The sequence below is a fragment of the Amycolatopsis sp. A1MSW2902 genome (assembly GCF_017312175.1).
Classification (GTDB): Bacteria; Actinomycetota; Actinomycetes; order Mycobacteriales; family Pseudonocardiaceae; genus Amycolatopsis; species Amycolatopsis nivea.
Map to the genome: position 1 here is coordinate 7,036,259 of NZ_QJPO01000001.1, position 21,562 is coordinate 7,057,820.

Here is a 21,562-nt window from a genome sequence, read left to right on the forward strand (position 1 = left end):
GGCCACGCTAACCATCGCGCCACCGCGGCGGCGACAGCTTTTTTCGCTCCCGGCCCCGCCACCCCATACGATCTGCGGGTGCGCACGATGATCGCGGGGAGGTTCCGGCTGGTTCTGCGCACCAGTCTGGGCTTCGCCGCGCTCGGCGTCGGATCGAGTGTCGCCGGCGCCGGAGTCGTCGCGTTGCTGCTGCTCCTGCAGGGGTTGCCGGAGGACGTCGACGACCGCGGCTGGGTGCTCGGCGTCACCGCGGCCGGGGTGGTCGCGCTCGCCCTGATCGTCGGCACGCTCTGGACCGCCTACCTGCAGCGCCGCACCGTGGTGTGGTTCACGATCGGCCGCCCGCCGACCGCGGACGAGGCGAAACGCGCGCTGCGGCTGCCGTTCGATATGGCTGTGGTGAGCGGCACGCTCTGGCTGATCGGGGCGCTCGCGCTGGGCATTCTGGCCGGCGTTCTCGGTTCGCTCGGCGACGCGGCGGGCATCGCGCTCACCATCGGGCTCGGCGGGCTGACCACGGTCGGACTCACCTACCTTGCGGCGGAATGGGTCGCGCGGCCGGTGATGACGATGGCGCTCGACGTCCTGCCGCCGCGCGGTTCGCTGCCGGTCACGGTGCTGACCCGGCTGGTCGTCACCTGGGTGCTGGCGAGCGGCGTGCCGCTGATCGGCGTGCTGCTCGTGACCACGCCGCCGGATCTCGGCCGCAACGGGAACCCGACGGCGAGCCTGATCGTGCTGTCGGTGACCGGCCTGACGACCGGCGCGATCGGCACCGCGCTCCTGTCCCGCGCCGTCGCCGCGCCGCTGCACCGGCTGCGGATCGCGCTGGACGGCATCGCACGCGGACGCAAGGACGTGCACGTCGACGTGGACGACTCCAGCGAGATCGGGATGCTGCAGACGTCGGTCAACGACCTCGCCGCCGGCCTGCGCGAACAGGACCGGATGCGCGATCTCTTCGGCCGCCACGTCGGCACCGACGTCGCCCGGCACGCGCTCGAATACGGCGCTTCGCTCTCCGGCGACGTCCGCGAGGTCACCGCGTTGTTCGTCGACGTCGTGGACTCGACTGCGCTCGCGTCGCGCACTCCGCCGCAGGAACTGGTCGAGAAGCTGAACCGGTTTTTCGCGAGCGTGGTGTCCGCGGTGGACGCTCGGGGCGGGCTGGTCAACAAGTTCCAGGGCGACGCCGCGCTGTGCGTTTTCGGCGCGCCGACCCGGCTGTCCGACGGCCCGACGATGGCGCTCGCCGCGGCCCGCGCGATCCGCGACGCGGTGCTGGCGGAAGGCGAGCTCGACCTGGGGATCGGCGTCGCGACCGGACAGGTGTTCGCCGGGCAGCTCGGTGCGTCGAGCCGCCTGGAGTACACCGTGATCGGCGACGCGGTGAACGAGGCCGCGCGGCTCACCGAACACGCGAAAGCGGTTCCGTCGCGGGTGCTCGCCAGCGAAACGACGGTGAAAGCCGCGCTGGGCGGCGAACGGGAACATTGGCGGCTGCACGGCGAACTCCACCTCCGCGGCCGCCACCGCGAGACCCGGACCTGGACGACCTAGAGTTCCCGGCCTTCGTTCATCGCCTCCGTGATCCGGGCCAGAAAGTCCCGCACCACAGCGCTTTCCGCCGCGTTGAGCGTGCGCGACACCGCGTCCAGCTTCTCGATCGGCGGCCGCCACACCGCCGCCGCGATCTCCCGCGCGGCATCGGTGACCGTGACCGCCACTCGCCGCCGGTCGGTGTCGCTGCGGACGCGCGCCAGGTAACCGGCCTCTTCCATCCGGTCCACGAGCGTGGTCGCCGACGGTCCGCTGATCCCGAGGCGGCGGCCCAGTTCCACCGGCCCCATCGGCCCGTGGTGGTTGAGGATCGCGATCGCGGTGAGGTCGTTCGCGTTCATCTCGACGCTCTTCGCCATCCGCGCCATCAGGTCACGGCTGGCCTCGATGACGTCGCGCACCGCGAAGGTCGTCTCGTTCATGTTCGCGAGCGCTGCCTGGTTCTCGTCCACGCGACCCTCCTTGTCAGTAGAGAAACTAATAGATAGGTTATCTATGTACCTCAGCAACGGCAAGGAGGAGCACCATGACCCGTCGCAGTCTTCTCGTCTCCGGAGCCAGCATCGCCGGTCCCGCGCTCGCTTCCCGGCTCGCACGCTCCGGCTGGGACGTCACCATCGTCGAACGGTTCGATCATCTGCGCGAGGAGGGCCAGAACGTCGACATCCGCGGCGTCGGCCGCCAAGTGCTGCGCAAAATGGGGCTCGAAGAGGCGGTCCGCGCCGCGCACACCGGCGAGGTCGGCACGCAGTTCGTGGACGGACACGGCCGCGTGGTCGCCGAATTCCGCGCCGGCGAGGGCGATTCCGGAGGCGGGACGGCCGAGATCGAAATCCTGCGCGGCCAGCTGTCGAGACTGCTGTACGAGCAGTCAGCCGGCGAGACGACCTATCGATTCGGCGACCAGATCCAGGCGTTGCACGACGACGGCACCGGCGTGGACGTCGACTTCCAAAGCGGCCAAACCCAGCGCTTCGACGCCGTCGTCATCGCCGAAGGCCTGCGCTCCCGCACCCGCGCGATGCTGATGCCAAAGGCGCGTCCGCACGAACTCGGCCTCTACACCGCACACCTCGCGATTCCGCGCATCGCCACCGACAACGCTTGGTGGCGCACGATGTTCTGCGGTCGCGGGCGGATGTTGTTCCTGCGTCCGGACAACGTCGGCACGATGCGCGCCGGACTGTTCTTCCTGTCCGACGTGCGCGGACTGGACCGGCTCACCCCCGAAGACACCGTGTCCGTGCTGCGCAAGACGTACGCCGACGTCGGCTGGGAAGGACCGCGCGTACTGGCTGAAATGGACAACGGCTCGCTGTACCTGGAGGGCGTCGGCCAGACGAAACTGCCGACGTGGCACCAAGGCCGGGTCGTCTTGCTCGGCGACGCCGCGTACTGCGCTTCACCGATCAGCGGCATGGGCACGACGCTCGCCCTGACCGGCGCGTACATCCTGGCCGGAGAACTCATGGCGCACGACGACCCGCAGGCGGCGTTCGGTCAGTACGAACACCGGATGCGGCCGCTGGTCGCCGAGGCGCAGCGGCTTTTCCCCGGTGCGCCGCAGGTGACGATGCCGCGATCGCGGGCGCATCGGACCGCGCTCCACGCCGCGCTGCGGATGGCGAGCACGCCGTTGGCGCAGCGGCTGGGCAAGGTCGCTGGACGGTTCGAGAAGCCGCGTTCGGAAGCGATCGCGCTGCCGGAGTACGCGTAGCTCAGGGCAGCTCGGGCCAGGTCAGCACCGTGGAGCCCCAGGTCAGCCCGGCTCCGAACGCGGTAAGCAGCACCCGGTGGCCCGGCGTCAGCGTCCCGTCGGCGACCGCGTCCGCGAGCGCCAGCGGGATCGACGCCGCGCTGGTGTTGCCGACCCGCTCGATGTTCGACACCACCGCGTCCGCCGGCATGCCGAGCTGTTTCGCGGTCGCCTGGAGGATGCGGATGTTCGCCTGGTGCCCGACGAACCGGTCGACGTCGCCGACCATCCAGCCAGCCTCTTCCAGCACCGCGCGCGAGGATTCCGCCATCCGTGCGCACGCCTGCCGGAACACGGCCGTGCCCTGCATGACCATGAACCGGTCCTTCGGGTTCTCCGGCACCCGCTGCGCCGCACCGCCCGCCTCGACCCACAGCAGCTTGGCCAGTTCGCCCTCGCTGTGCAGATCGAACGGGCCGAGCGCGCCGCGTTCGCCGGGCTCGCCCGCGCGCAGCAGGACCGCGCCGCCGCCGTCGCCGAAGATCGGCACCGTGGTGCGGTCGTCCGGATCGACCAGCGAGGTGAAGACGTCCGCGCCGATCACCAGCACCCGCTCGGCCATCCCGCCCGCGATGAAGCCGGCGGCGGTGGCGAGCGCGTAGATGAAGCCGCTGCACACCGCGTTGACGTCGAGGGCCAGCACCGTGCCGAGGCCGAGCCGGGCCGCCACCTGCGGCGCGGTGGCCGGGCACAGCTGGTCGGCGGTGGAGGTGGCGAGCACGACGGCGTCCGCGTGCCCGTCCGGGCCGAGCGCCGCCCGTCCCGCCTCCTCGGCGAGATCCACTGTGGACTGGCCGGGGGCGACGCGGCGGCGCTCGCGGATCCCGGTGCGGGTGCGGATCCACTCGTCGCTGGTGTCCAGGCGGGCCGCGATCTCGTCGTTCGTCACCACGTGCTCGGGCAGCGCGCCGCCGATCCCGGCGACGACTGCGGCACGGTGGCGCGACCGGACAGCGCTCATGGCGGAACCTCCCAGACCGGCTTGTTGGCGGACGTCGCCGGTTGCCTCCCTTGTATGGCCTACCCCTGGGTAGACCGGTCAGTTGTGTTCCACGTCACTAAGAGACCTCTTCCACATTCGCTCGATAGGAGGTATTGCGACCAGCGTCTCGGCGGCGTGATAAACCCGAGGCTTTTTGTCGGTCCGCCCGGTTAGCCTGAAGTGTGCGCACTCCCGACCTGGACCAGCTTGACCTCGCCATCCTCTCCTGCCTGCAGACCGACGCCCGCACGATCGCCGAGGTCATCGGGTCCAAAGTCGGCCTGTCCGCCGCGGCCGTGCAGCGGCGGATCAAGCGGCTGCGCGAAGCCGGAGTGATCGAGAAGGAGGTCGCGGTGCTGTCCCCGGCCGCGCTCGGACTGGACATGACGTTCGTCGTCATGGTCGAGATGGAGCGCGAGAGCCTGGCGGTGCTCGACGGCTTCCGCGCCCAGGTCCTCGCCGACGACTGCGTGCAGCAGTGCTACTACGTCACCGGCACCGCGGACTTCGTCCTCGTGGTCACCTGCCCGGACATGGCGGCGTTCGAGAATTTCGCGCGGCGGATGTTCTTCGACAACCCCAACGTCCGGCATTTCACCACGAGCGTGGCCATGGACCGGGTCAAAGTGGGCCTCACGCTGCCGCTTTCCTGACCTGCGCGGAAACGCAAGGGTTCTGTGTCCGGCGTTACGTGTTCGCGGCCTGATGCAACCGATCGCGTGAACGTCGGCGGAACGACGTCATGTGCTCCCGAGTCGATCATCTCCCTGCCGACCAGTTCGCGAGGCGCGAACGACCGGAGGACTCCAGGAGCAGCCGTGCACACCACCGACGCCGTACACCAGACCCAGTTCGTACTGCTGAACGAGAGCACTACGCCGGTGCTGTCCCGCCTCTCCTTCCACGTGGCGGAGCCCTACGCGGTCTCCGTGGCGTTCCGGACCGAGCGGGGCCGGTGGATCGAGTGGACGTTCGCCCGCGAACTGCTCGTGACCGGGCTGGACGAGCCGACCGGGATCGGCGACGTGCGGATCCGGCCGGACCTGTCCGAGGACGAGGCCTTGCTGACGCTGGAAATCGAGTCGCCCGACGGCTACGCGTCGTTCGAGCTGGAGCGCGCCGACCTCGAGGCGTTCCTCGAATCCTCCTACGAACTGGTGCCGCTCGGAGCCGAGAGCGAGCACTTCGACATCGACGGGCTGATCGAGGAGATCAGCAACGTCTGACCGAAGACCTGCCGATCCCGCGGCAATGCGGACAAGGGCGGTTCGAGTGCGCTGGAGGCACTCGAGCCGCCTTTGTCGCGTTTGGACTCAGCCGCGGACGAGCGTCGTGCCGGTCGCCGACAGCGCGACGTTCACCGGGTAGTAGTAGCTGTTGACGGTGTCGCCGCCGGAAACCATGCCCTGTGCCTGGTTCCCGCTGATGAACGAACCGCCGGAGTCGCCGTGGTCGGACCGGGCGTTGGTGAGCACCATGCCGGTCACGGTGCCTTCCTGGTAGCGCACGGTCTGGTTCTTGGCGCGGATCGTGCCGCAGGTCCAGCCGGTGGTGGAACCGGACTTGCACACCGAAGCGCCGACGGCGGCCTCGGTGGAACCGGCGACGCGGGTGCCGTTGTTGATCTGGCCGACCGGGGTCCAGTTGCTGTTGACCCGCGCGGCCGCGTAGTCCGCGCCGGGGAAGCGGTAGGTGGTGAACTGGCCCATCGCGACCCGGTTGTAGCCGGACAGCGCGCCGCCGCCGGTGAGTGCGGCGCAGTGGCCCGCGGTCAGGAAGCCGCCGTTCACCGAGAATCCGACGGAGCAGCGGGACGAGCTGCCGATGTAATACGCATCCCCGCCGAGGACGTTGTAGTGCGCCTTGGGCACTGCCGAGGTCTCCGTCACGGTCACCGCTGAACTGTCCACACCGGACTGGCGGACGAACTGCTCCGCCGCGCCGCGCTGTCCCTTGAGGACAGTCAGGCTGATCCGGTTGCTCGCGGTGTCGATGCCCCAGCCGGTCACCGACTTCGGTGCCGCCTTCTCGTGGGCGTTGAGCGTCTGCACGGTCGAGTCGAGCTGCCGGGCGCTGAACCGGACCACCTGTGCCTCGGCGCCGGCCGCGCGCACCTGGTCGACCAGCGCCGCGTCGGTCACCGAGACCACGGCTTTGCCGGTCGACGCGTTGAAGCTCGTGCCGCTGAAGCGTTCGCCGAGAGACTTCTCCAGTGCCGCGCCGACCTTGTTCGCGGCCTCCTCGTTCGCGAGCCGGGCGAGTGCCTGGCCGTGGGTGAGGCCGAGGTCGCGCTGCATCGCCGGGACCATGTCGGGGTTGAGCGGAGCGGCGCTGGCGGCCGGGACGCCGGCGAAGATCGCCGTCACCGCCGCGGCAGCGGTTGCGGCGCCGAGGAATCTGATGGCTTTCATGCTTCTCCCTCGCGTTCGGTTCCCCCCGGCCTCGAAGGGTGCGGCGGTGGTCCAATCCACTGCAATAAGGGGGCGCGAGAATAGGTAGCGGAGCAATCCTTAAGTAGGGACTTGCGCGACTACCGAGCGTTCGCCGCGACGGCGGGCGTCCGTGGGTTGTTCCGCTGAACCGGCGAACTCCACGATGTTTCGCACTCTTTGTGACCGCGCGCCGGGTTTTCTTCTGCCATTTGGTTACCGTGCGGAGGCAGACGTGTGAGGAGCGTGCACATACTCCCGTCGAGAGTCGGTTTACCCCGCCCCGCGCACTGCTTAAGCTCCGGGCGAAACGGACAAGATGCTCGCTGGGGAGGTCGTGATGTGGCCGGCCGTTCCGACGGTGGTGTCCGTGCGTCCGCGTCCGGCGGCTTTCGCCGGGCGGGACCGCGAACTCGCCGCCGTCGCCGAAGTTCTCGGACACCGGCCTGCCGCGGTGCTGGTGGAGGGCGCGCCGGGAATGGGCAAAACCCGGCTGCTCGCCGAACTCGCCGCGCGCCCGGAGTTTTCCCGCGTCCGCGTGCTGCGCGGCGCGTGCCCGCGACTGGCCGAGCCGTTTCCCTACGGTCCGGTGCTGGAAGCGTTGCGCTCCGCCGGGGATCGGCTCGGACCGCTGAGCCCGGTTGCCGGTGCGCTGCAACCACTTCTGCCGGAACTCGCCGACGTCCTGCCGCCCGCGCCGGAACCGCTGCCGGACGCCGGCGCCGGGCGGCATCGCGTGTTCCGCGCGTTCCGGGAACTGCTGATCGCCTGCGGTCCGACCGTCCTGCTCATCGACGATCTGCATCGCGCCGACTCGGGAACCGGCGACCTGTTGCGCTTCCTCGCCGTCGACTGGCCGCCGGAACTGGGCGTGGTCGCCACTTGCCGCGCTGGGAACTCGCGCGTTCGCACCGCGCCAGAAGTACACAGCGCGCAGGTGACGCTCGGTCCGTTGGACGCCGCGGCGGTCACCGCGGTGGCTTGCGACCTCCTGGGGTTGTCCCGGATCAGCGCCGAGTTCGCCGCGAAGCTGCACGAGTACACGGCCGGGATTCCTTTTGTCGCTGAAGAAACTCTCCGCGCGTTGCGGGGCGTTGAACTGACTGAGTCGGCGTTGGATCGGCTGGAAGTTCCTGCCGCGCTTCAGGAATCGGTGTCCAGGCAGCTGTCCGCGCTGCCTAGGGCCGCAGTCCAGCGCACCAAAGCCGCTGCCGTGCTCAACATGCCCGCTGAGCTGTCGGTGCTGAACGAACTGGGCGGGTTGGCCGAGGACGAGAGCGCGTTGTCGGACGGGCTGTTGGACGAGATCGACAACAATCGCTACGGCTTCAGACATCCGTTCGCGCGCAAAGCCGTGTACGATGGTCTCAGCGCGTCCGAGCGGAAATTGTTGCACACCAAGGCAATGCACCTTCCTGGTCAACCGTTGTCGCTGCTCGCCGCCCATGCGCAGGCCGCCGGACGCGTCGAGGAATGGCAGTACTACGCGGAAGAAGCGGCTGACGAAGCAATCGCGCACGGCGATACCGCACGCGCCATCGATCTGCTGCAGGCGATCGTCGCGAAGGCCGACGAGGACGCGGTCGGCCGGTTGGCGAAGAAACTCAGCGATGTCTCGCTGCGTGTCTTCCGCCCCGATGTCCATCTGACGCTGGAAAAGGTGCTCGAAGACCGGCCGCTGCCGCCAGCCGTGCACGGGACGATCCGGCTCGCGCTGGGCATGCTGCTGGTCCGCGTCGCCGGACGGCTGGAGCAGGGGCGCGCGGCGGTGGAACGCGCCGTCGCCGAGCTGGCGGACCGGCCGGAACTGGCCGCGCGCGGGATCAACCTGCTCGCGCTGCCGTTCGACGGCCTCACCCCGCTGTCCTGGCACGAGCAGTGGATGCGCCGCGCCCGGGAAGTCCACTCCGGACTGACCGATCCCGAGCTGCGGCTCGCGCTCACCGGCGACCGGATCGCGACCGCCGCGCACATCGGCGACGGTTCGGCGTGGGCGGAGTTCCAGGCGATGCCGGACACCGCGCCGAGCGTTGCCGAGCGCGTCCAGCTGGCCCGGCTGTGGTGCAATCTCGCCGACGCGCAGTCGTGGTCCGGCCACCTCGACCGGACCGAAAAGCTGGTCGCCGAGGGCCTGCGCCGGGCTTCCGAAGCCGGTGCGCTGTACCCGAAAGGCCTGATCGAGGGCACCGAGGTACGGCTCGCCTGGTTCCGCGGCAATTGGGACGGCCTGGCCGAGGCGACCGAAGACGTCCGTACCCGGCACCCGGCGCTGGGCGCGATCGTCATGGAGACGTCGCTGGTGCTGGGCGGGCTGGCCGCGGTGCGCGGCGAGTTCGCGGCAGCCCGAAGACACTTGGCCGACGCCTCGGCACACCGTCCGGGCGAAGGCCCTATCCCCGTTGTGTTGTGCGCGGCTTCGGTGTTGATCGGCGTGCACCTGTCGACCGACGACGTCGCCGCGGCCTGCGAAGCCGCCGATGTAGCTGTCGACGCCGCACGTCGCAAAGGCGTGTGGGTCTGGGCAGCGTCGCTCGTCCCAGCCGCCGCGGAGGCGTACACGCGCGCAGACCGTTGGCACGACGCCGACGCTTTCGTCGAAGAGTTCGCGCGCGGCATCGAAGACCGCGACGCACCTCTCGCCACTGCCGCCCTGCACGCTGGCCGCGCCGTCCTGACAAACGCCCGCGCGAAACACCTAGCGGCCGCGACGCTCTTCGACACCGCAGCCGACGCGTACGCAGAGCTGCCGATGCCGTACCTCGCCACCGGCATGCGTGAACGCGCGGCGCGCTGTCGTCTCGAAGCAGGACAGAGCGGTGCGACAGCTGCGCTCAGTCAGGCCGCAGCTGCGTACGTACAGCTAGGTGCCACGCGCGACGCTGGCCGCTGTCATCACGTGCTTCGCGAACACGGTGCTTGGGCACCGTCACAGCGCGGCCGTCGCGGTTACGGTCGTGAGCTGTCGCCGCGAGAGCGCGAAGTCGCCGAGATGCTCGCGGAAGGCCGGACAAACCGTCAGATCGCCGACGGTCTGTTCCTGTCTCCGCGCACGGTGGAGCAGCACGTAGCGAAGGTGCTTCGCAAGCTAGGCGCGCGAAGCCGCACGGACGTCGCGAGGAAACTGCCGTCACCGGAAACCGCGCGGTAACGAGCACACCGTCCTACCGTGTGCACGTGGCTGATAAACCAGTGCCTGCCTGGCGGCGGGCGACCAAAGGCGAAACCCGGTGGCCCGCGGCGGCCGTCGTCATCGGGACCCTGGCCCTGCAGCTCGCCTTGCCCGACGAGATGGTGCTGCACCCGTGGTGGCTGCTGCCTTCGCTGACCGCAGTGCTGATCATCGCGCTGCTGTTGCTGAACCCCGGCCGGCTCACCGAGTTCAACATCGTCGAGCGCATGGTCGCGCTGACCGCGCTCGCCGTCGTCAGCGTGCTCAACGGCGCGTCCGCGGTGCAGCTGGTGATCGGGATCGCGCAGGGCGCGCAACGCGGGCACGCGGTGCAGGTGCTGATCAGCGGCGTGGTCATCTACTGGACCAACATCGTCGTCTTCTCGCTCTGGTGCTGGGAGTTCGACCGCGGCGGCCCGGCCCGGCGCGCGGCGGGCCGGGCGGACTTCCCCGACCTGCAGTTTCCGCAGATGAGCGACCCGTCGATGGCCAAGGCCGAATGGGAACCGCGGTACCTGGACTACCTCTACACGTCGTTCACCAACGCCACCGCGTTCAGCCCGACCGACGTCATGCCGCTGCGGATCTGGGCGAAAATGACCATGATGGTCCAGGCCGGGATCTCGCTGCTGCTCGCGCTGATGGTGTTCGCCTGGGCGGTCAACGGCCTCCAAGGCTGAAACCCGCTGGCCTCGCCCGCGTCCGACAGGTATATCTCCGGCCATGGAGCTTCCCGAACCGCCGTACTACGCGGTGATCTTCACGTCCCGGCGCACCGACGGCGACCGCGGCTACGCCGAGCGCGCCGCCGCTATGGCCGAACTCGCCGCGAAACAGCCCGGCTACCTCGGCATCAACTCCGTCCGCGACGAGTCCGGGCTCGGCATCACCGTGTCGTACTGGCAGGACGAGGAATCCATCGCCGGATGGCGCACCAACCTGGAGCACACGGAAACCCGCAACCAGGGCCGGGCCGAGTGGTATCGCGAGTTCGACGTCCAAGTCTCGCGGGTCGAACGCGCCTACCGCTTCGAACGTCCGTGAAGGAGCCCCTGAGGGAATCGGATTCCCTCAGGGGCCTTGCTTTTTACTGCCGGGTCATGGTGAAGCTCTGGCCGTCCGAGCCGATCGCGCCGGGGGTCCAGGTCGCGCTGCCGCCGTCGTCCGCGTTGAGGCCCTGCGGGCTGGTGTCGGCGAGGTTCTTGCCGTCGAACTTGACGCCGTCGAACTTCACGCCGCCGTTGATCGCCGGGTACGAATCGGACGGCGATTCGATGATCGCCTCCGCCGACGAGTGCTTCGCGTTCAACGACTGCGTGGTCGTCTTCGTCCAGCCCTGGGTGTCGTTCTTCAGGTCGAGTTTGTAGCTGTTGTTGCTGCGCGTGACCGTCGCGGTGATGTGGTCGCCCGCCTTCACCGGCGCCTCGCTCGCCGAGTAGTAAACCGGTGCGGCCGGGTACATTTCGTACCACGCCTGGTATTGCGGGCTGCCGCTGGAGCAGTCGGTCGCGACGCCGGTCTGCTCCACAGAGGACGATCCGTCGCCGTCGATGCCGACCCACGGCGCGAACAGGTCGTTGCTGGAATTGCAGGTCGCCGCCGGTTCGGTCCAGCCCGCGGTCGCGGTCGTGAAACTGCCGAAACTGACGTAGCCGCCCCAGTTTCCGCCGGAGTAGTGGTTTCCGTGGAAGTGCTTGCCGAACGTCACGGGCCCGGCTCCCGCGCCTGCCACGAGGGTCGCGGCCGCGAACGCGCCGACCGCCAGCAATCCGAGGGGACGACGGAAAGATCGTGAACTCATGGGCATCCAATCTGGTCACGGGAGTGCCTGCGCGTACCAGTGTTGAATTTCGCTCGCCCGGGTTGGTAGCTACTTTCGAAGGGTATTCACATCTCGGGAAATCTTCACCAAATGTCCCGATTCTCCTTTGTGTACACGGAAGTCCGTGCCCGCCCGCCTGGGGAGGCAGCGGGCCGGCACGGACTCCTTCCGAAGTGGACTACCGCGCCGTACGGGCGTGCGCGGCGTCCACGAACTGGGTGGTGTACGTCTTGGACAAATCGATCTTGTCCTTTTTGGGCTTCACGTTGCTGGAAGACGCACCCAGCACCTTCAGCACGTTCTGCGCGCCGGACGGGTCCATCCGGCCGTCCTTGGTGAACATCGGCAGACTGTCCTTGAGCGACTTGATGTACAACGCCTTGTCTCCGCCCGCGAACGACGGCGGCATCAGATCCGCCACCTGTTCCGCGGTGTGCGTGGAAAGCCACTTCAGCGAATTCACATACGCGTTGGCGAGTTTCTGCACGACGTCCGGATAGCGTTTCACGATTTCGCAGCTCATGTACAGCGAACTCGCCGGATAAAGCCCGCCCAGCGCCGCGCGCGTGCCTTCCGGCGTGCGCATGTCGTAGAGCACCTTGGCCTGTCCGGTGTTGGTCAGCTGCGCGATGGTCGGGTCGGTGGTCATGCCCGCGTCGATCGAACCTTGTTGCATGGCAGAGATAAACGTCTGCCCTGCCCCGACCTTCACCGGCGTGTAGTCCTTGCTGCCGACGCCGCCGCGGCTGGCGAGCGCCTTGGTGAGGAAGTCGGTCGACGACCCCAGCGACGTCACGCCGAGATTCTTTCCGCGGAAGTCCGCGCCGGACTTGATGTGCCCGGCTTTCGGGGTCGCGACCATTTCCGCTTCCCCCGGCACATTCGCGAACTGCACCACGCTGGTGATGCATTGGTCCTTGGCCTGCAGGTCGATCGTGTGGTCGTAGAACCCGACCACGCCCTGCACTTCCCCGGCCAGCAGCGAGGTTTCCGCGTTGGCCCCGGACGGCTGGTCGAACAGTTCGACGTCAAGGCCCTGCTTCTGGTACTCGCCAAGCTGCTTCGCGAGCTGCCCCGGCAGATAGATCACTTTGGACAGTCCGCCGACCATGATCTTGATGTGCGGCCGTCCGCCGTTGCCGAGGTCGATCTCCCGGGAATCCCGGCAGGCGCTCACCCCGGCCACGGTCACCAGCGCGGCCGCCGCGACCGCGAGTGTCCTTTTCAGCCGCATGTCAGATCCCCTGGCTCGCCTGGGCCGAAGCCTGCGGACGCCAGCGCAGCAGTTTGCGCTCGGCCGAACTGATCAGCCATTCCGCGAACAGCGCGACGACCATGATCACGATCATCCCGGCGTAAACCCCGGCGGTGTCGAACGTGCCCTGCGCGTTGGCGATCAGGAAGCCCATGCCCGCCTTGGCACCGGTGTACTCACCGACGACCGCACCGATCAGCGCGAAACCGAACGCGACGTGCAGCGACGAAAGAATCCACGACGTCGCACTGGGCAGCACGATCGACTGCAGTACCTGCCAGCGCGTCGCACCGAGAATGCGGGCGTTGTCGATCAGGTTCCGGTCCACCTCGCGGGCACCGGTGAAGGCGTTGAAGAACACCGCGAAGAACACGAGCACGAACACCGTCGCGACCTTCGAGGACAGCCCGAGGCCGAACCAGATCACGAACAGCGCGGCGAGCACGATACGCGGCATCGCGTTGGCTGCCTTGATGAACGGGGCCAGCACCTCGGCGAGATACGCGCTGCGGCCGAGAATGACGCCGCAGATCACGCCCGCGACCGCGCCGAGCACGAACCCGATCACGGCTTCCTCGACGGTCACCAGGATCTGGTACCAAATGGTCCCGAAGTCGGTTCCGGTCGTGAACCATTCGGTGAGCCGTTCCCAGATCTTCGACGGCATCGAATAGAAGAACGGGTCGATCCAGAACCGGCCCGCGATCTCCCACAGTCCCAGCCAGGCAACGAGAATCGCCAGCCGCAGCAGCCAGACGTTGCGCTTGTGCCGACCGGCGGAGCGCTTCGCCCGGGAGAGAATGTCTTGTTCGGTTTCGAAGACCGGCGCCGGCGCGGTCTGAGTCTCAAGCGACACCGGTCGCTCCCTTCTGGCGGGCCTTGTCGACCTCGCCGCGCAGCGATTCCCAGATGTCGGAGTAGAGCTTGCGGAATTCCTCGGTCAGCCGCAGGTCTTCCACCTTGCGCGGCCGCTCGAGCGGAATCTCGAAGACGTCCTTGACCGTCGCCGGGCTCGTGGTCAGCACGACCACCTTGTCCGCCAGCGCGATCGCCTCGTCGAGGTCGTGCGTCACGAAGATCACCGCGGCTCCGGTACCGGACCACAGCCGGAGCAACTCGTCCTGCATCAATGCGCGAGTCTGGACGTCGAGCGCGGAGAACGGCTCGTCCATCAGCAGGATTTTCGGCTCGGTGACCAGCGTCTGCGCCAACGCGACGCGCTTGCGCATCCCGCCGGAAAGCTGGTGCGGATAGTACTTCTCGAACCCGGCCAACCCGACGCGGCCGATCCAGTCGGCGGCCTTCTTCCGAGCGTCCTCTTTGGACGCACCGCGGAACCGCGGCCCGGACGCGACGTTGTCCAGCACCGAACGCCACGGCATCACCGCATCGGTCTGGAACATGTAGCCGACGCCGTCCGGAATCGACTTCACGTCGGAACCGTGCACGACGACCCGGCCCGCCGACGGCGGCTGCAACCCGGAGACCAGGGACAACGTGGTGGATTTACCGCACCCGGTCGGCCCGACCACGGCGACGAACTCCCCCGGTTCGACGGTCATGGTCAGCTCGCGGACAGCGGTGTGGACAGAACCTGATCCGCTCGGGAACCTTTTGGTGGCGCCGATCAGTTCGATGAGTGGGGCCATCGAGGTGACTCCTTCGTCACGGTGGGGACTCGCTCGAGGCAGGTTAAGTTCGGGTTTCGCGGCGGAGAAGCTTGTCGACGTTCTGCGTGCGCTCTGCGCGTTCTCCACGTTTTGCTCGTTTAGCGCACAGCGCTGAGCTGGGGGTATGTTCCCTGACATGCCGAAGTGGGCGCTCTTTCCGCGGATGCGGTTCACCCGTCAGGTGCTGCTGTTGCAGATCGGCGTGGTGGTCCTCGTCGTGGGCCTCGGCGTCGCCTTGATCAGCTGGCTCCTGCGCACGACGCTGACCGAACAGTACGGCCAACGCGCCTTGGCGATCGCGAAATCAGTGGCCACGGAACCCGTGGTGATCGCCGGTGCGGCCTCCCGGAAACCCAATCCGGACCTGCAGCAGCGAGTCGAGGCGGAGACCCAGACCGACGATGCGCTGCTGTTCGTGGTCATCACGGACGATCACGGCATCCGGCTTGCCCACCCCACGTTGTCCGAGGTCGGCAAGCAGGTGAGCACGCCGTGGGAGGAAGTGATCGCGGGCAATGACGTGGTGAGCGAGTTCAACGCGGGCACCTTGGGACCGTCCGTGCGCAGCAAGACCCCGATCAAACAAGGCTCGCGGGTCGTCGGCGAGGTGAGCGTCGGCTACCGCGTCGGCGAGCTGACCGGCGACTTCAACCGGCTCTTCATCCTGACCATGGTCTTCGGCGGCGGCGCGCTCCTGATCGGCGCGGGTGCATCGGCCCTGCTCAATCGCCGTCTGCGCCGCGTCACCCACGGCCTCGAACCCCACGAACTGACCGAACTGCTCTACGAACACGAAGCCGTCCTGCACGGCATCGGTGAAGGCGTGCTGGCCGTCGACGCGGAACACCGGGTGACCGTCCGCAACGATGAAGCCGAACGCCTCCTCGGCACCCCGCTCCCGGTCGGCGCACCGCTGGAGGACCTGGACCTGTCCCCGCGAGTGCACAAAGCCGTCGCCGAAGGACGGCCCGTGGACAACCTCCTGGCGGTAGCCGGAAACCGGGTCCTGGTGATCAATTCCCGTGCCGTGCAACGGGATGAACGCGCGCTGGGCACCGTCCTGACCTTCCGCGACCGCACCGACCTCGACACTCTCACCCGAGAACTCGACGGCATCCGCTCGCTGTCCGACGGTCTCCGCGCACAACGGCACGAGTTCGCGAACCGCCTGCACACCCTGTCCGGTCTGCTGCAGCTAGGCCACCACGCCGAAGCCGAGGAGTACCTGCAAACCCTCACCGAGACCACCGCGTCGCGCGCGGAACCGCTCGACGACCGGGTGACCGATCCGTACCTGCAAGCCTTGCTGGTCGCGAAAACCGAGCAGGCACAGGAAAAAGGCATGGAACTGCGGCTGGCCGACGACGCCTGGGTCCCCGCTTCGGTGACCGACCCGATCGCCGCGGGAACCGTGATCGGCAACCTGGTCGACAACGCCCTGCACGCCGCCCGCATGGGCCCGCGCCGCCCCGCGTGGGTCGAGGTCGGCCTGCTCGCCGATGGCTCCACTTTGCACGTGTCCGTTGTGGACAGCGGGCCAGGAATCGACGATGCGTTAAGGGACAGGCTTTTCGACGAGGGAGTGTCCACAAAGCTCAGTCCCGGACACGGCCTCGGACTGGCCTTGGCCCGCCAAGCCGCCCGGGCCCGCGACGGCGACGTATGGCTCGCCGACCCCGGCGGCGCGACGACCGGCGCGTTGTTCGTCGCCAAACTTCCCGGCCTGCTGGACCGACCCGAGGAGACCGACGCATGATCCGCACCCTGATCGTGGACGACGATTTCCGCGTCGCCGGCGTGCACGCGGGATTCGTGTCGGAGGTACCGGGCTTCACCGTCGCCGGGGTCGCGCACACCGCCGCCGAAGCCCGCGCCCGCGTGCGCGAACTGGCCCCGGACCTGGTGCTGCTGGACGTCTACCTGCCGGACGAGCCCGGCCTTTCCGTCCTGCCCGACCTGAAAACGGACACCATCGTGCTGTCCGCGGCCACCGACGCCGCGTCCATCTCCGCCGCGATCCGCGCAGGGGCCCTGAACTACCTGATCAAACCGTTCACGACCCGGCAATTGTCGGAACGGCTCACCTCGTACGCCCGATACCGCGGCCTGGTCACGACCGAACGCCCGATGTCCCAAGACGACGTGGACCGAGCCTTCCGAGCCCTCCACGACCAGGACCGCGCGGCGACGCCAAAGGGCCAGTCAAGCGCGACGGCCCGCCTGGTGTCAGAGCGCCTGCGCGGTTCGCCGACCCCGCTCTCGGCCGCCGAAGTAGCCCGCGAACTCGGCATGGCCCGTGCCACGGCGCAGCGTTATTTGACGGCGCTGGCGGAGTCGGGAGCAGTGGAAATGCGCCTTCGCTACGGCGCGACCGGACGCCCAGAACACGAATACGACTGGATCGGCTGACCCCGGCGCCCCCGCGGCTGCCCTCGCAACCAACGCACGCCTGCCGACCGCCGAGGGGCCGCGGCTGACCCCGGCGGGCCCGCAAGTCAGCTGCGAATCAGCTGACCGGACGACCGCAACCAGCCCGCTCGCCGACCTCGGCCCGGCCGACAACCACAGCCAACCCGCTGCTGATCTCGACTCACCTGGCAACCGCAGTCAGCCCGCCAACCTCAACCCGCCCAGCAACCACAACCAGCGCGCCTGCCGACCTCAGCCACCCGACAACCGCAGCCAGCCCGCTCGCCGACCTCGGCCCACCCGGCAACCACAGCCAGCCCGCTCGCCGACCTCGCCCCGCCCGGCAGCCACAACCAACCCGCCTGCCGATCTCAACCCGCCCGGCAACCGCAACCAGCCCGCTCGCTGAACTCGGCCCGCCCGGCAACCGCGGCCAACCCGCCTGCCGACCTCAGCTCACCCGACAACCGCAGCAAGCCTGCTCGCCGACCTCAGCTCACCCGGCAACCACAGTCAACCCGCCTGCCGACCTCAGCCCACCCAGCAACCGCAGTCAACAGCCCCATGCTCTTGCAGCAGCCGTCAACCCGAGCCAGCGTCCGCTCGCTGATTCTCAGCGACCGCCAGCCATCCGCTGCGCCGCGTCGAGCCACGGTTTCCAGTCGAGGAACTGGTCGATGCCCGTCCGCGCCGGGGTCTTGCTCGGCGCGGGCGTCGCGAGGTCCGCGCGCGGATCGGCCTGCTCCGAAGAATCCGGAGCCGACGTCGCGCGCGGCATGGTCGAGTGGACCGGGTTGTGCCGCCGCACCGGGGTGTCGTGCGAGGGCACCGGGACGTACACCGTGACCGGCGGCGCGGTCTGCGTCACCGGCGGCGTGATCGTCGACGGCACGGGGATCTGCTGCTCCGCGATCGGAACACGCTGCTCAGCCTGCACGACGGCATCATCCGCGGGCTGCCCGGGCAGCGCACCGGTGAAGAAGCCTCCAGCCAGCCAGCCGAGTCCGACCAGGATCACGGCCAGCCCGGCGCCGACCCACACCCGGGCGCGGCGCCGCGACGCGACTGCGCGCGGGCGTTCCTCGGCGGGCGCGCACCCGGCGATCACCGGGATCTGCTGGGTCGATTCGCAGCTCGTCTCCGGCGCGGCCTCGTCCGGCAGCCGGGGCCCCCGCGGCAGGCTCGCGGCGATGATGCCGGTGCGGTCGACCAGTTCCCCGGCGGCGCGGTCGGCAGGCGCGGCCAATCGGCGCTCGGCAAGGCGCAGCATCGAGGGCTACCTCCGGGGTGCGGACACACGAGTGGACTGGCAGCATTCTGCGACATTCCCGAGGGTTTCGGTGAAAATGCAACTCCATCGGGTGATCAAGAATGCGGACAGTCGCGACGAGTTATCCGTTCCGCTCGATGCGTTTGAGTCCCTGGCGCGCCAAAACCGCGAGCGGACGCTGGTATGCCGAACCGAGGACACGCGGGATCGCGTCGATCACGTAGGCGTCCGGTCCGATGAGGATCCGCGCCGACCGCCTGCGCACGCCGCGCAGGATGGTCTCGGCCGCTTTCTTCGGTGTGGTAAGGGCGATTTTCTCGAATCCGGCCGCCGCTTTGGCTTGGTCGCCGGCCGCTCCGCCACGCGCGTTGCGGGCGATGTTGGTCTTGATCCCGCCCGGGTGCACGCAGCTGACGCCGACCGGATGCCGCGCCGCGAGCATTTCTTCGCGCAGCGACTCGGTGAATCCGCGAACGGCGAACTTCGCCGCGTTGTAGGCACTCTGCGTAGGCACTCCGACGAATCCGAACACGCTGGAGATATTGACGACGTACCCGTCACCGGAGTCGATGAGGTGCGGCAGGAATGCCTTCGTGCCGTTGACGACGCCGCCGAGGTTGACGCCGAGCAGCCAGTCGAAATCCTCGAACGTCATGTCCTCGACCGTCGCGCCGAGCGCCACGCCCGCGTTGTTGACGACGAGGTTGACGCGGCCGTGCTCCCGCGCGACGTCCTCGGCATGGGCGAGAACCGCGGCCCGGTCGGCCACGTCGAGGGAATGCCCCCGCACCTCGGCCCCGCGTTCGCGGGCTTCCCGCACGGTTCCGTCGAGCCCTTCGGCGTCGACATCGGACAGTTCGAGAAGCGCGCCGTGCAACGCGAGTTCGAGCGCCAGCGCCCGCCCGATGCCCGAGCCCGCTCCGGTGATCACTGCGACTTTGTTCGAGAAGTCCTTCATCGTCTCCCCACCCTGGTCTCACCGCGTTCTCTGATACTAGTGACGAGGACCAGTACTGGAGGTGGCATGCGGCGCACGGTGATCGGGCTGTTCGCACTAATGAGTGCGAGCGGGACCATCGTGGCTTGTGCTGAGCACGCAGCGGAACCAGCGGTCGCCCCGTCGACCCCGGCGAAGCCGATCCAAGCGTCCATCGGCGCACTGTTCGTCGACGGCTCGCATTACTGCACCGCGAGCGTCGTGCACAGCCCCCGAGGCGACGAACTGCTCACCGCCGCACACTGCCTCCACGACGGCGAAGGCGGCGGTTACCTGGCCAATGTCACCTTCGCCCCGGGTTTCCACGACGGCGTCGCGCCCTACGGATACTGGCAGGTCGGGAACGAACTGGTCGCGCAGAGCTGGATCGACTCGTCCGATCCGAACCTCGATGTCGGTTTCGCAACCGCCCGCCAAGACGGTTCCCCCGAACCCTTGGAAGCGGTAACGGGAGCCAACCAACTAGGCACGAACGGCCCCTTCGCGCGCCCCGTGACGGTCGCCGGCTACCCGGACGGCGTCGACGAGGTCGCCACCTGCGAAACGCACACCCAGCAGCAAGACGAACACCAGATCAGAGTCGACTGCCCAGGCTTCGCCACCGGCACGAGCGGCAGCCCGCTGGTAGCCGACCCGTCCCCCGACACGAAAACGGGCACCGTAGTAGGCGTGATCGGCGGCTACGAAGCAGGCGGCTACACCGACGACATCTCGTACTCGAGCTACTTCGACGACCAGATCGCCGATCTGTACAACCGAGCGACGACGATGCCGTGACATGATGCGTCCCATGAGCACGCGCGACGTCCCGATCACCGGAGAGCCGATCCGGCTGGGCCAATTCCTGAAACTGGCCGACCTCGCGGACAACGGCTCGCACGCAAAAGACCTGATCGACGCAGAAGAAGTAACGGTCAACGGCGAAGTAGAAACCCGCCGAGGCCGCCAACTAGCAGACGGCGACGTAGTAACAGTCGGAACCGAAAACGCAAGAGTCTCGCTGGAACACTAAGCAAACCGCAGCGAGCACACCAAACGAGCGAGGCACCCAGCCCCTCCCCCGCACCCCGATACGAAGCTCATCTGCGGTCTGGGGGTGCTTGTCAAGGCATCTTTCCCGCCTTGACAAGCACCCCCAGACCGTCAGCACAATCAAGCTTCGGGGTGCCCCACGCGACCACAAGCGAGGTCGCCGCCAGGCGACGAGCAGTCACCCCACCGTAGACAACGGCGCCCTCCCCAACTTCAACGCCAACGAATCCAGCTGCCTCCGCACCGCCCCAGGCAACGGCACCCCCAACGCCCGGCACTGCTCCAAATACTGAGCCTCCCGCCACCCCGGATACCGCACCGGCGCACCCCCCTCCCACCCGAGCATGCTCCCGAACACCGCGCTGGCCGCCCGATAAAACCCGTCAGCACTACGCAACGTCGTAGGCGCGATCGCCAGCACCAGCAACCCAGTGTCATGCTCATGATCAGCAACCCCGGACAGCACCCCGGCCAGCACATCCACCATCAGAGCGAACCCAGCGAACTGCGGATTCCGAGCAGCATCAGCAAGATCGATATCGAACACAAACTCCGGGTAAGCCCCGGCAGGAGCAGCCATCCCCAACGGATGCACCGGCTGATCCGCATACCCCCCGGCAGCCATCACAATGCCGATCATCCCGTGCGGCAACGCTCGAGCAGCATGATGCCCAACGCGCCCAAACGGCCCGACCCCACGCACCGACAGCAGCCCGACGCCAAACCGCCCAGCCCGCTGCACCGCGCGATCCATCGCGTCGCCCACCGCCCAAAGCCCGGACGCCCGCCGGTAATCAATGAGCGCCGCGGCCCCACGATCGGCGATCAGCAACGGCTGAGCGCCAGGACTGACCAACCCGTTTTCGATCGCGGGCAGATGCACCCGCGTCAACTCCCCGACGCCCGTTTCCGGCGCGCCGGTGAGATCGCCGTGGCACAACGCTTCCGCGGCCGGACGCGCACGCTCTTCGGGAAAGCCTTGTGCCATCAGGACAACGGAAACGAGCGTGACCAGTTCGTCGGCGGGAACGCGGTGCCAGGCCTGCTCGGGAATCGGGGTGTCGGCGGGAACTTCCGGGACGGGGCGGCTGAGCCGGGGAGCACGCGGTCTGAGGGGCACTTCATCAAGGTTGCCGGGCGCTCTCGGACCCCGTCAACGAGGTTGGCCCTAGAGTGTGATGCGGTCAGCCGCAGAGACGTACCCTGAAGCG

At 68.3% G+C, this 21,562-nt stretch carries 21 protein-coding genes and 1 pseudogene; 12 read left to right on the forward strand and 10 right to left on the reverse strand.

What is annotated here, in order from left to right:
• Positions 1–87 precede the first annotated feature (87 nt).
• Positions 88–1,560, forward strand: a complete 1,473-nt coding sequence (locus tag DMP23_RS32695; RefSeq protein ID WP_037807674.1) for an adenylate/guanylate cyclase domain-containing protein — start codon at positions 88–90, stop codon at positions 1,558–1,560.
• On the opposite strand, the gene DMP23_RS32700 is transcribed toward DMP23_RS32695, so the two are convergent.
• On the reverse strand, positions 1,557–2,012 hold the full coding sequence (locus tag DMP23_RS32700; protein ID WP_051728591.1) for a MarR family winged helix-turn-helix transcriptional regulator: 456 nt from the start codon (positions 2,010–2,012) through the stop codon (positions 1,557–1,559). The genes DMP23_RS32695 and DMP23_RS32700 overlap by 4 nt on opposite strands.
• A gap of 74 nt (positions 2,013–2,086) precedes the next feature.
• Here DMP23_RS32700 and DMP23_RS32705 point away from each other — a divergent pair, with 74 nt between their 5' ends.
• The gene (locus DMP23_RS32705; protein ID WP_337823410.1) at positions 2,087–3,277 is read left to right on the forward strand and encodes an FAD-dependent monooxygenase; all 1,191 of its coding nucleotides are present in this window, start codon (positions 2,087–2,089) and stop codon (positions 3,275–3,277) included.
• A gap of 1 nt (position 3,278) precedes the next feature.
• On the opposite strand, the gene DMP23_RS32710 is transcribed toward DMP23_RS32705, so the two are convergent.
• The gene (locus DMP23_RS32710) at positions 3,279–4,277 is read right to left on the reverse strand and encodes a beta-ketoacyl-ACP synthase III (protein ID WP_037807209.1); all 999 of its coding nucleotides are present in this window, start codon (positions 4,275–4,277) and stop codon (positions 3,279–3,281) included.
• A gap of 203 nt (positions 4,278–4,480) precedes the next feature.
• Between DMP23_RS32710 and DMP23_RS32715 the strand changes: the two genes are divergently transcribed.
• Positions 4,481–4,951: an Lrp/AsnC family transcriptional regulator gene (locus tag DMP23_RS32715; RefSeq protein WP_009085935.1), complete on the forward strand. Its 471-nt coding sequence runs from the start codon at positions 4,481–4,483 to the stop codon at positions 4,949–4,951.
• A 165-nt stretch (positions 4,952–5,116) separates the two neighbouring features.
• On the forward strand, positions 5,117–5,524 hold the full coding sequence (locus DMP23_RS32720; protein ID WP_337823411.1) for an SsgA family sporulation/cell division regulator: 408 nt from the start codon (positions 5,117–5,119) through the stop codon (positions 5,522–5,524).
• A gap of 87 nt (positions 5,525–5,611) precedes the next feature.
• Here the strand turns inward: DMP23_RS32720 and DMP23_RS32725 are convergent, their stop codons facing one another.
• A complete protein-coding gene (locus DMP23_RS32725; protein WP_134727925.1) occupies positions 5,612–6,709 on the reverse strand; it encodes a S1 family peptidase in 1,098 nt (365 codons plus the stop codon).
• A 358-nt stretch (positions 6,710–7,067) separates the two neighbouring features.
• Here DMP23_RS32725 and DMP23_RS48120 point away from each other — a divergent pair.
• The 4 genes and pseudogenes from DMP23_RS48120 to DMP23_RS32740 all read left to right on the forward strand — a co-directional run.
• A pseudogene (locus DMP23_RS48120) lies at positions 7,068–7,562 on the forward strand (ATP-binding protein); the annotation flags it as partial.
• Positions 7,563–9,497: 1,935 nt separating this feature from the next.
• A complete protein-coding gene (locus DMP23_RS48125) occupies positions 9,498–9,875 on the forward strand; it encodes a helix-turn-helix domain-containing protein (RefSeq protein WP_370318178.1) in 378 nt (125 codons plus the stop codon).
• 26 nt (positions 9,876–9,901) lie between these two features.
• The gene (locus DMP23_RS32735) at positions 9,902–10,576 is read left to right on the forward strand and encodes a hypothetical protein (protein ID WP_337823413.1); all 675 of its coding nucleotides are present in this window, start codon (positions 9,902–9,904) and stop codon (positions 10,574–10,576) included.
• Between the two features lie 43 nt (positions 10,577–10,619).
• Positions 10,620–10,940 (forward strand): antibiotic biosynthesis monooxygenase family protein, encoded by a 321-nt coding sequence (locus DMP23_RS32740; RefSeq protein WP_134727927.1) that lies wholly within the window; start codon positions 10,620–10,622, stop codon positions 10,938–10,940.
• A gap of 43 nt (positions 10,941–10,983) precedes the next feature.
• On the opposite strand, the gene DMP23_RS32745 is transcribed toward DMP23_RS32740, so the two are convergent.
• From DMP23_RS32745 to DMP23_RS32760, 4 genes are all read right to left on the reverse strand, one after another.
• On the reverse strand, positions 10,984–11,697 hold the full coding sequence (locus DMP23_RS32745; RefSeq protein WP_043837749.1) for a G1 family glutamic endopeptidase: 714 nt from the start codon (positions 11,695–11,697) through the stop codon (positions 10,984–10,986).
• Between the two features lie 199 nt (positions 11,698–11,896).
• Positions 11,897–12,952: an ABC transporter substrate-binding protein gene (locus DMP23_RS32750; RefSeq protein ID WP_037807201.1), complete on the reverse strand. Its 1,056-nt coding sequence runs from the start codon at positions 12,950–12,952 to the stop codon at positions 11,897–11,899.
• 1 nt (position 12,953) lies between these two features.
• Positions 12,954–13,829, reverse strand: a complete 876-nt coding sequence (locus tag DMP23_RS32755; RefSeq protein WP_037807198.1) for an ABC transporter permease subunit — start codon at positions 13,827–13,829, stop codon at positions 12,954–12,956.
• Positions 13,819–14,622, reverse strand: coding sequence for an ABC transporter ATP-binding protein (locus DMP23_RS32760; protein ID WP_037807196.1), 804 nt, complete (start codon positions 14,620–14,622; stop codon positions 13,819–13,821). Before DMP23_RS32760 ends, DMP23_RS32755 begins: the two co-directional genes overlap by 11 nt.
• Positions 14,623–14,806: 184 nt before the next feature.
• Here DMP23_RS32760 and DMP23_RS32765 point away from each other — a divergent pair, with 184 nt between their 5' ends.
• Positions 14,807–16,399, forward strand: coding sequence for a sensor histidine kinase (locus DMP23_RS32765; protein WP_337824469.1), 1,593 nt, complete (start codon positions 14,807–14,809; stop codon positions 16,397–16,399).
• Positions 16,396–17,052 carry a response regulator gene (locus DMP23_RS32770; RefSeq protein WP_037807194.1) on the forward strand — a complete coding sequence of 219 codons (657 nt, stop codon included), beginning with the start codon at positions 16,396–16,398 and terminating at the stop codon, positions 17,050–17,052. The genes DMP23_RS32765 and DMP23_RS32770 overlap by 4 nt, the downstream gene beginning before the upstream one ends.
• Before the next feature lie 613 nt (positions 17,053–17,665).
• On the opposite strand, the gene DMP23_RS32775 is transcribed toward DMP23_RS32770, so the two are convergent.
• Positions 17,666–18,322 (reverse strand): hypothetical protein, encoded by a 657-nt coding sequence (locus DMP23_RS32775; RefSeq protein ID WP_337823414.1) that lies wholly within the window; start codon positions 18,320–18,322, stop codon positions 17,666–17,668.
• Between the two features lie 121 nt (positions 18,323–18,443).
• Positions 18,444–19,280, reverse strand: coding sequence for an SDR family NAD(P)-dependent oxidoreductase (locus DMP23_RS32780; RefSeq protein WP_134664079.1), 837 nt, complete (start codon positions 19,278–19,280; stop codon positions 18,444–18,446).
• Between the two features lie 66 nt (positions 19,281–19,346).
• Between DMP23_RS32780 and DMP23_RS32785 the strand changes: the two genes are divergently transcribed.
• Complete coding sequence (locus DMP23_RS32785) at positions 19,347–20,096, forward strand: trypsin-like serine peptidase (RefSeq protein ID WP_134664081.1); 750 nt, start codon at positions 19,347–19,349, stop codon at positions 20,094–20,096.
• A gap of 13 nt (positions 20,097–20,109) precedes the next feature.
• Complete coding sequence (locus tag DMP23_RS32790; RefSeq protein ID WP_037807659.1) at positions 20,110–20,331, forward strand: RNA-binding S4 domain-containing protein; 222 nt, start codon at positions 20,110–20,112, stop codon at positions 20,329–20,331.
• Positions 20,332–20,529: 198 nt separating this feature from the next.
• On the opposite strand, the gene DMP23_RS32795 is transcribed toward DMP23_RS32790, so the two are convergent.
• Positions 20,530–21,471: an Ldh family oxidoreductase gene (locus DMP23_RS32795; RefSeq protein ID WP_037807185.1), complete on the reverse strand. Its 942-nt coding sequence runs from the start codon at positions 21,469–21,471 to the stop codon at positions 20,530–20,532.
• Positions 21,472–21,562: the final 91 nt, after the last annotated feature.

Bases quoted from the DNA above. Each gene is read 5' to 3' on its own strand.
- DMP23_RS32790 (WP_037807659.1), top strand. From the start codon at position 20,110: ATGAGCACGCGCGACGTCCCGATCACCGGAGAGCCGATCCGGCTGGGC.
- DMP23_RS32745 (WP_043837749.1), bottom strand. From the start codon at position 11,697: ATGAGTTCACGATCTTTCCGTCGTCCCCTCGGATTGCTGGCGGTCGGC.
- DMP23_RS32770 (WP_037807194.1), top strand. From the start codon at position 16,396: ATGATCCGCACCCTGATCGTGGACGACGATTTCCGCGTCGCCGGCGTG.
- DMP23_RS32780 (WP_134664079.1), bottom strand. From the start codon at position 19,280: ATGAAGGACTTCTCGAACAAAGTCGCAGTGATCACCGGAGCGGGCTCG.
- DMP23_RS32710 (WP_037807209.1), bottom strand. From the start codon at position 4,277: ATGAGCGCTGTCCGGTCGCGCCACCGTGCCGCAGTCGTCGCCGGGATC.
- DMP23_RS32695 (WP_037807674.1), top strand. From the start codon at position 88: ATGATCGCGGGGAGGTTCCGGCTGGTTCTGCGCACCAGTCTGGGCTTC.
- DMP23_RS32765 (WP_337824469.1), top strand. From the start codon at position 14,807: ATGCGGTTCACCCGTCAGGTGCTGCTGTTGCAGATCGGCGTGGTGGTC.
- DMP23_RS32750 (WP_037807201.1), bottom strand. From the start codon at position 12,952: ATGCGGCTGAAAAGGACACTCGCGGTCGCGGCGGCCGCGCTGGTGACC.
- DMP23_RS32740 (WP_134727927.1), top strand. From the start codon at position 10,620: ATGGAGCTTCCCGAACCGCCGTACTACGCGGTGATCTTCACGTCCCGG.
- DMP23_RS32725 (WP_134727925.1), bottom strand. From the start codon at position 6,709: ATGAAAGCCATCAGATTCCTCGGCGCCGCAACCGCTGCCGCGGCGGTG.
- DMP23_RS48125 (WP_370318178.1), top strand. From the start codon at position 9,498: ATGCGTGAACGCGCGGCGCGCTGTCGTCTCGAAGCAGGACAGAGCGGT.
- DMP23_RS32785 (WP_134664081.1), top strand. From the start codon at position 19,347: ATGCGGCGCACGGTGATCGGGCTGTTCGCACTAATGAGTGCGAGCGGG.
- DMP23_RS32705 (WP_337823410.1), top strand. From the start codon at position 2,087: ATGACCCGTCGCAGTCTTCTCGTCTCCGGAGCCAGCATCGCCGGTCCC.
- DMP23_RS32760 (WP_037807196.1), bottom strand. From the start codon at position 14,622: ATGGCCCCACTCATCGAACTGATCGGCGCCACCAAAAGGTTCCCGAGC.
- DMP23_RS32775 (WP_337823414.1), bottom strand. From the start codon at position 18,322: ATGCTGCGCCTTGCCGAGCGCCGATTGGCCGCGCCTGCCGACCGCGCC.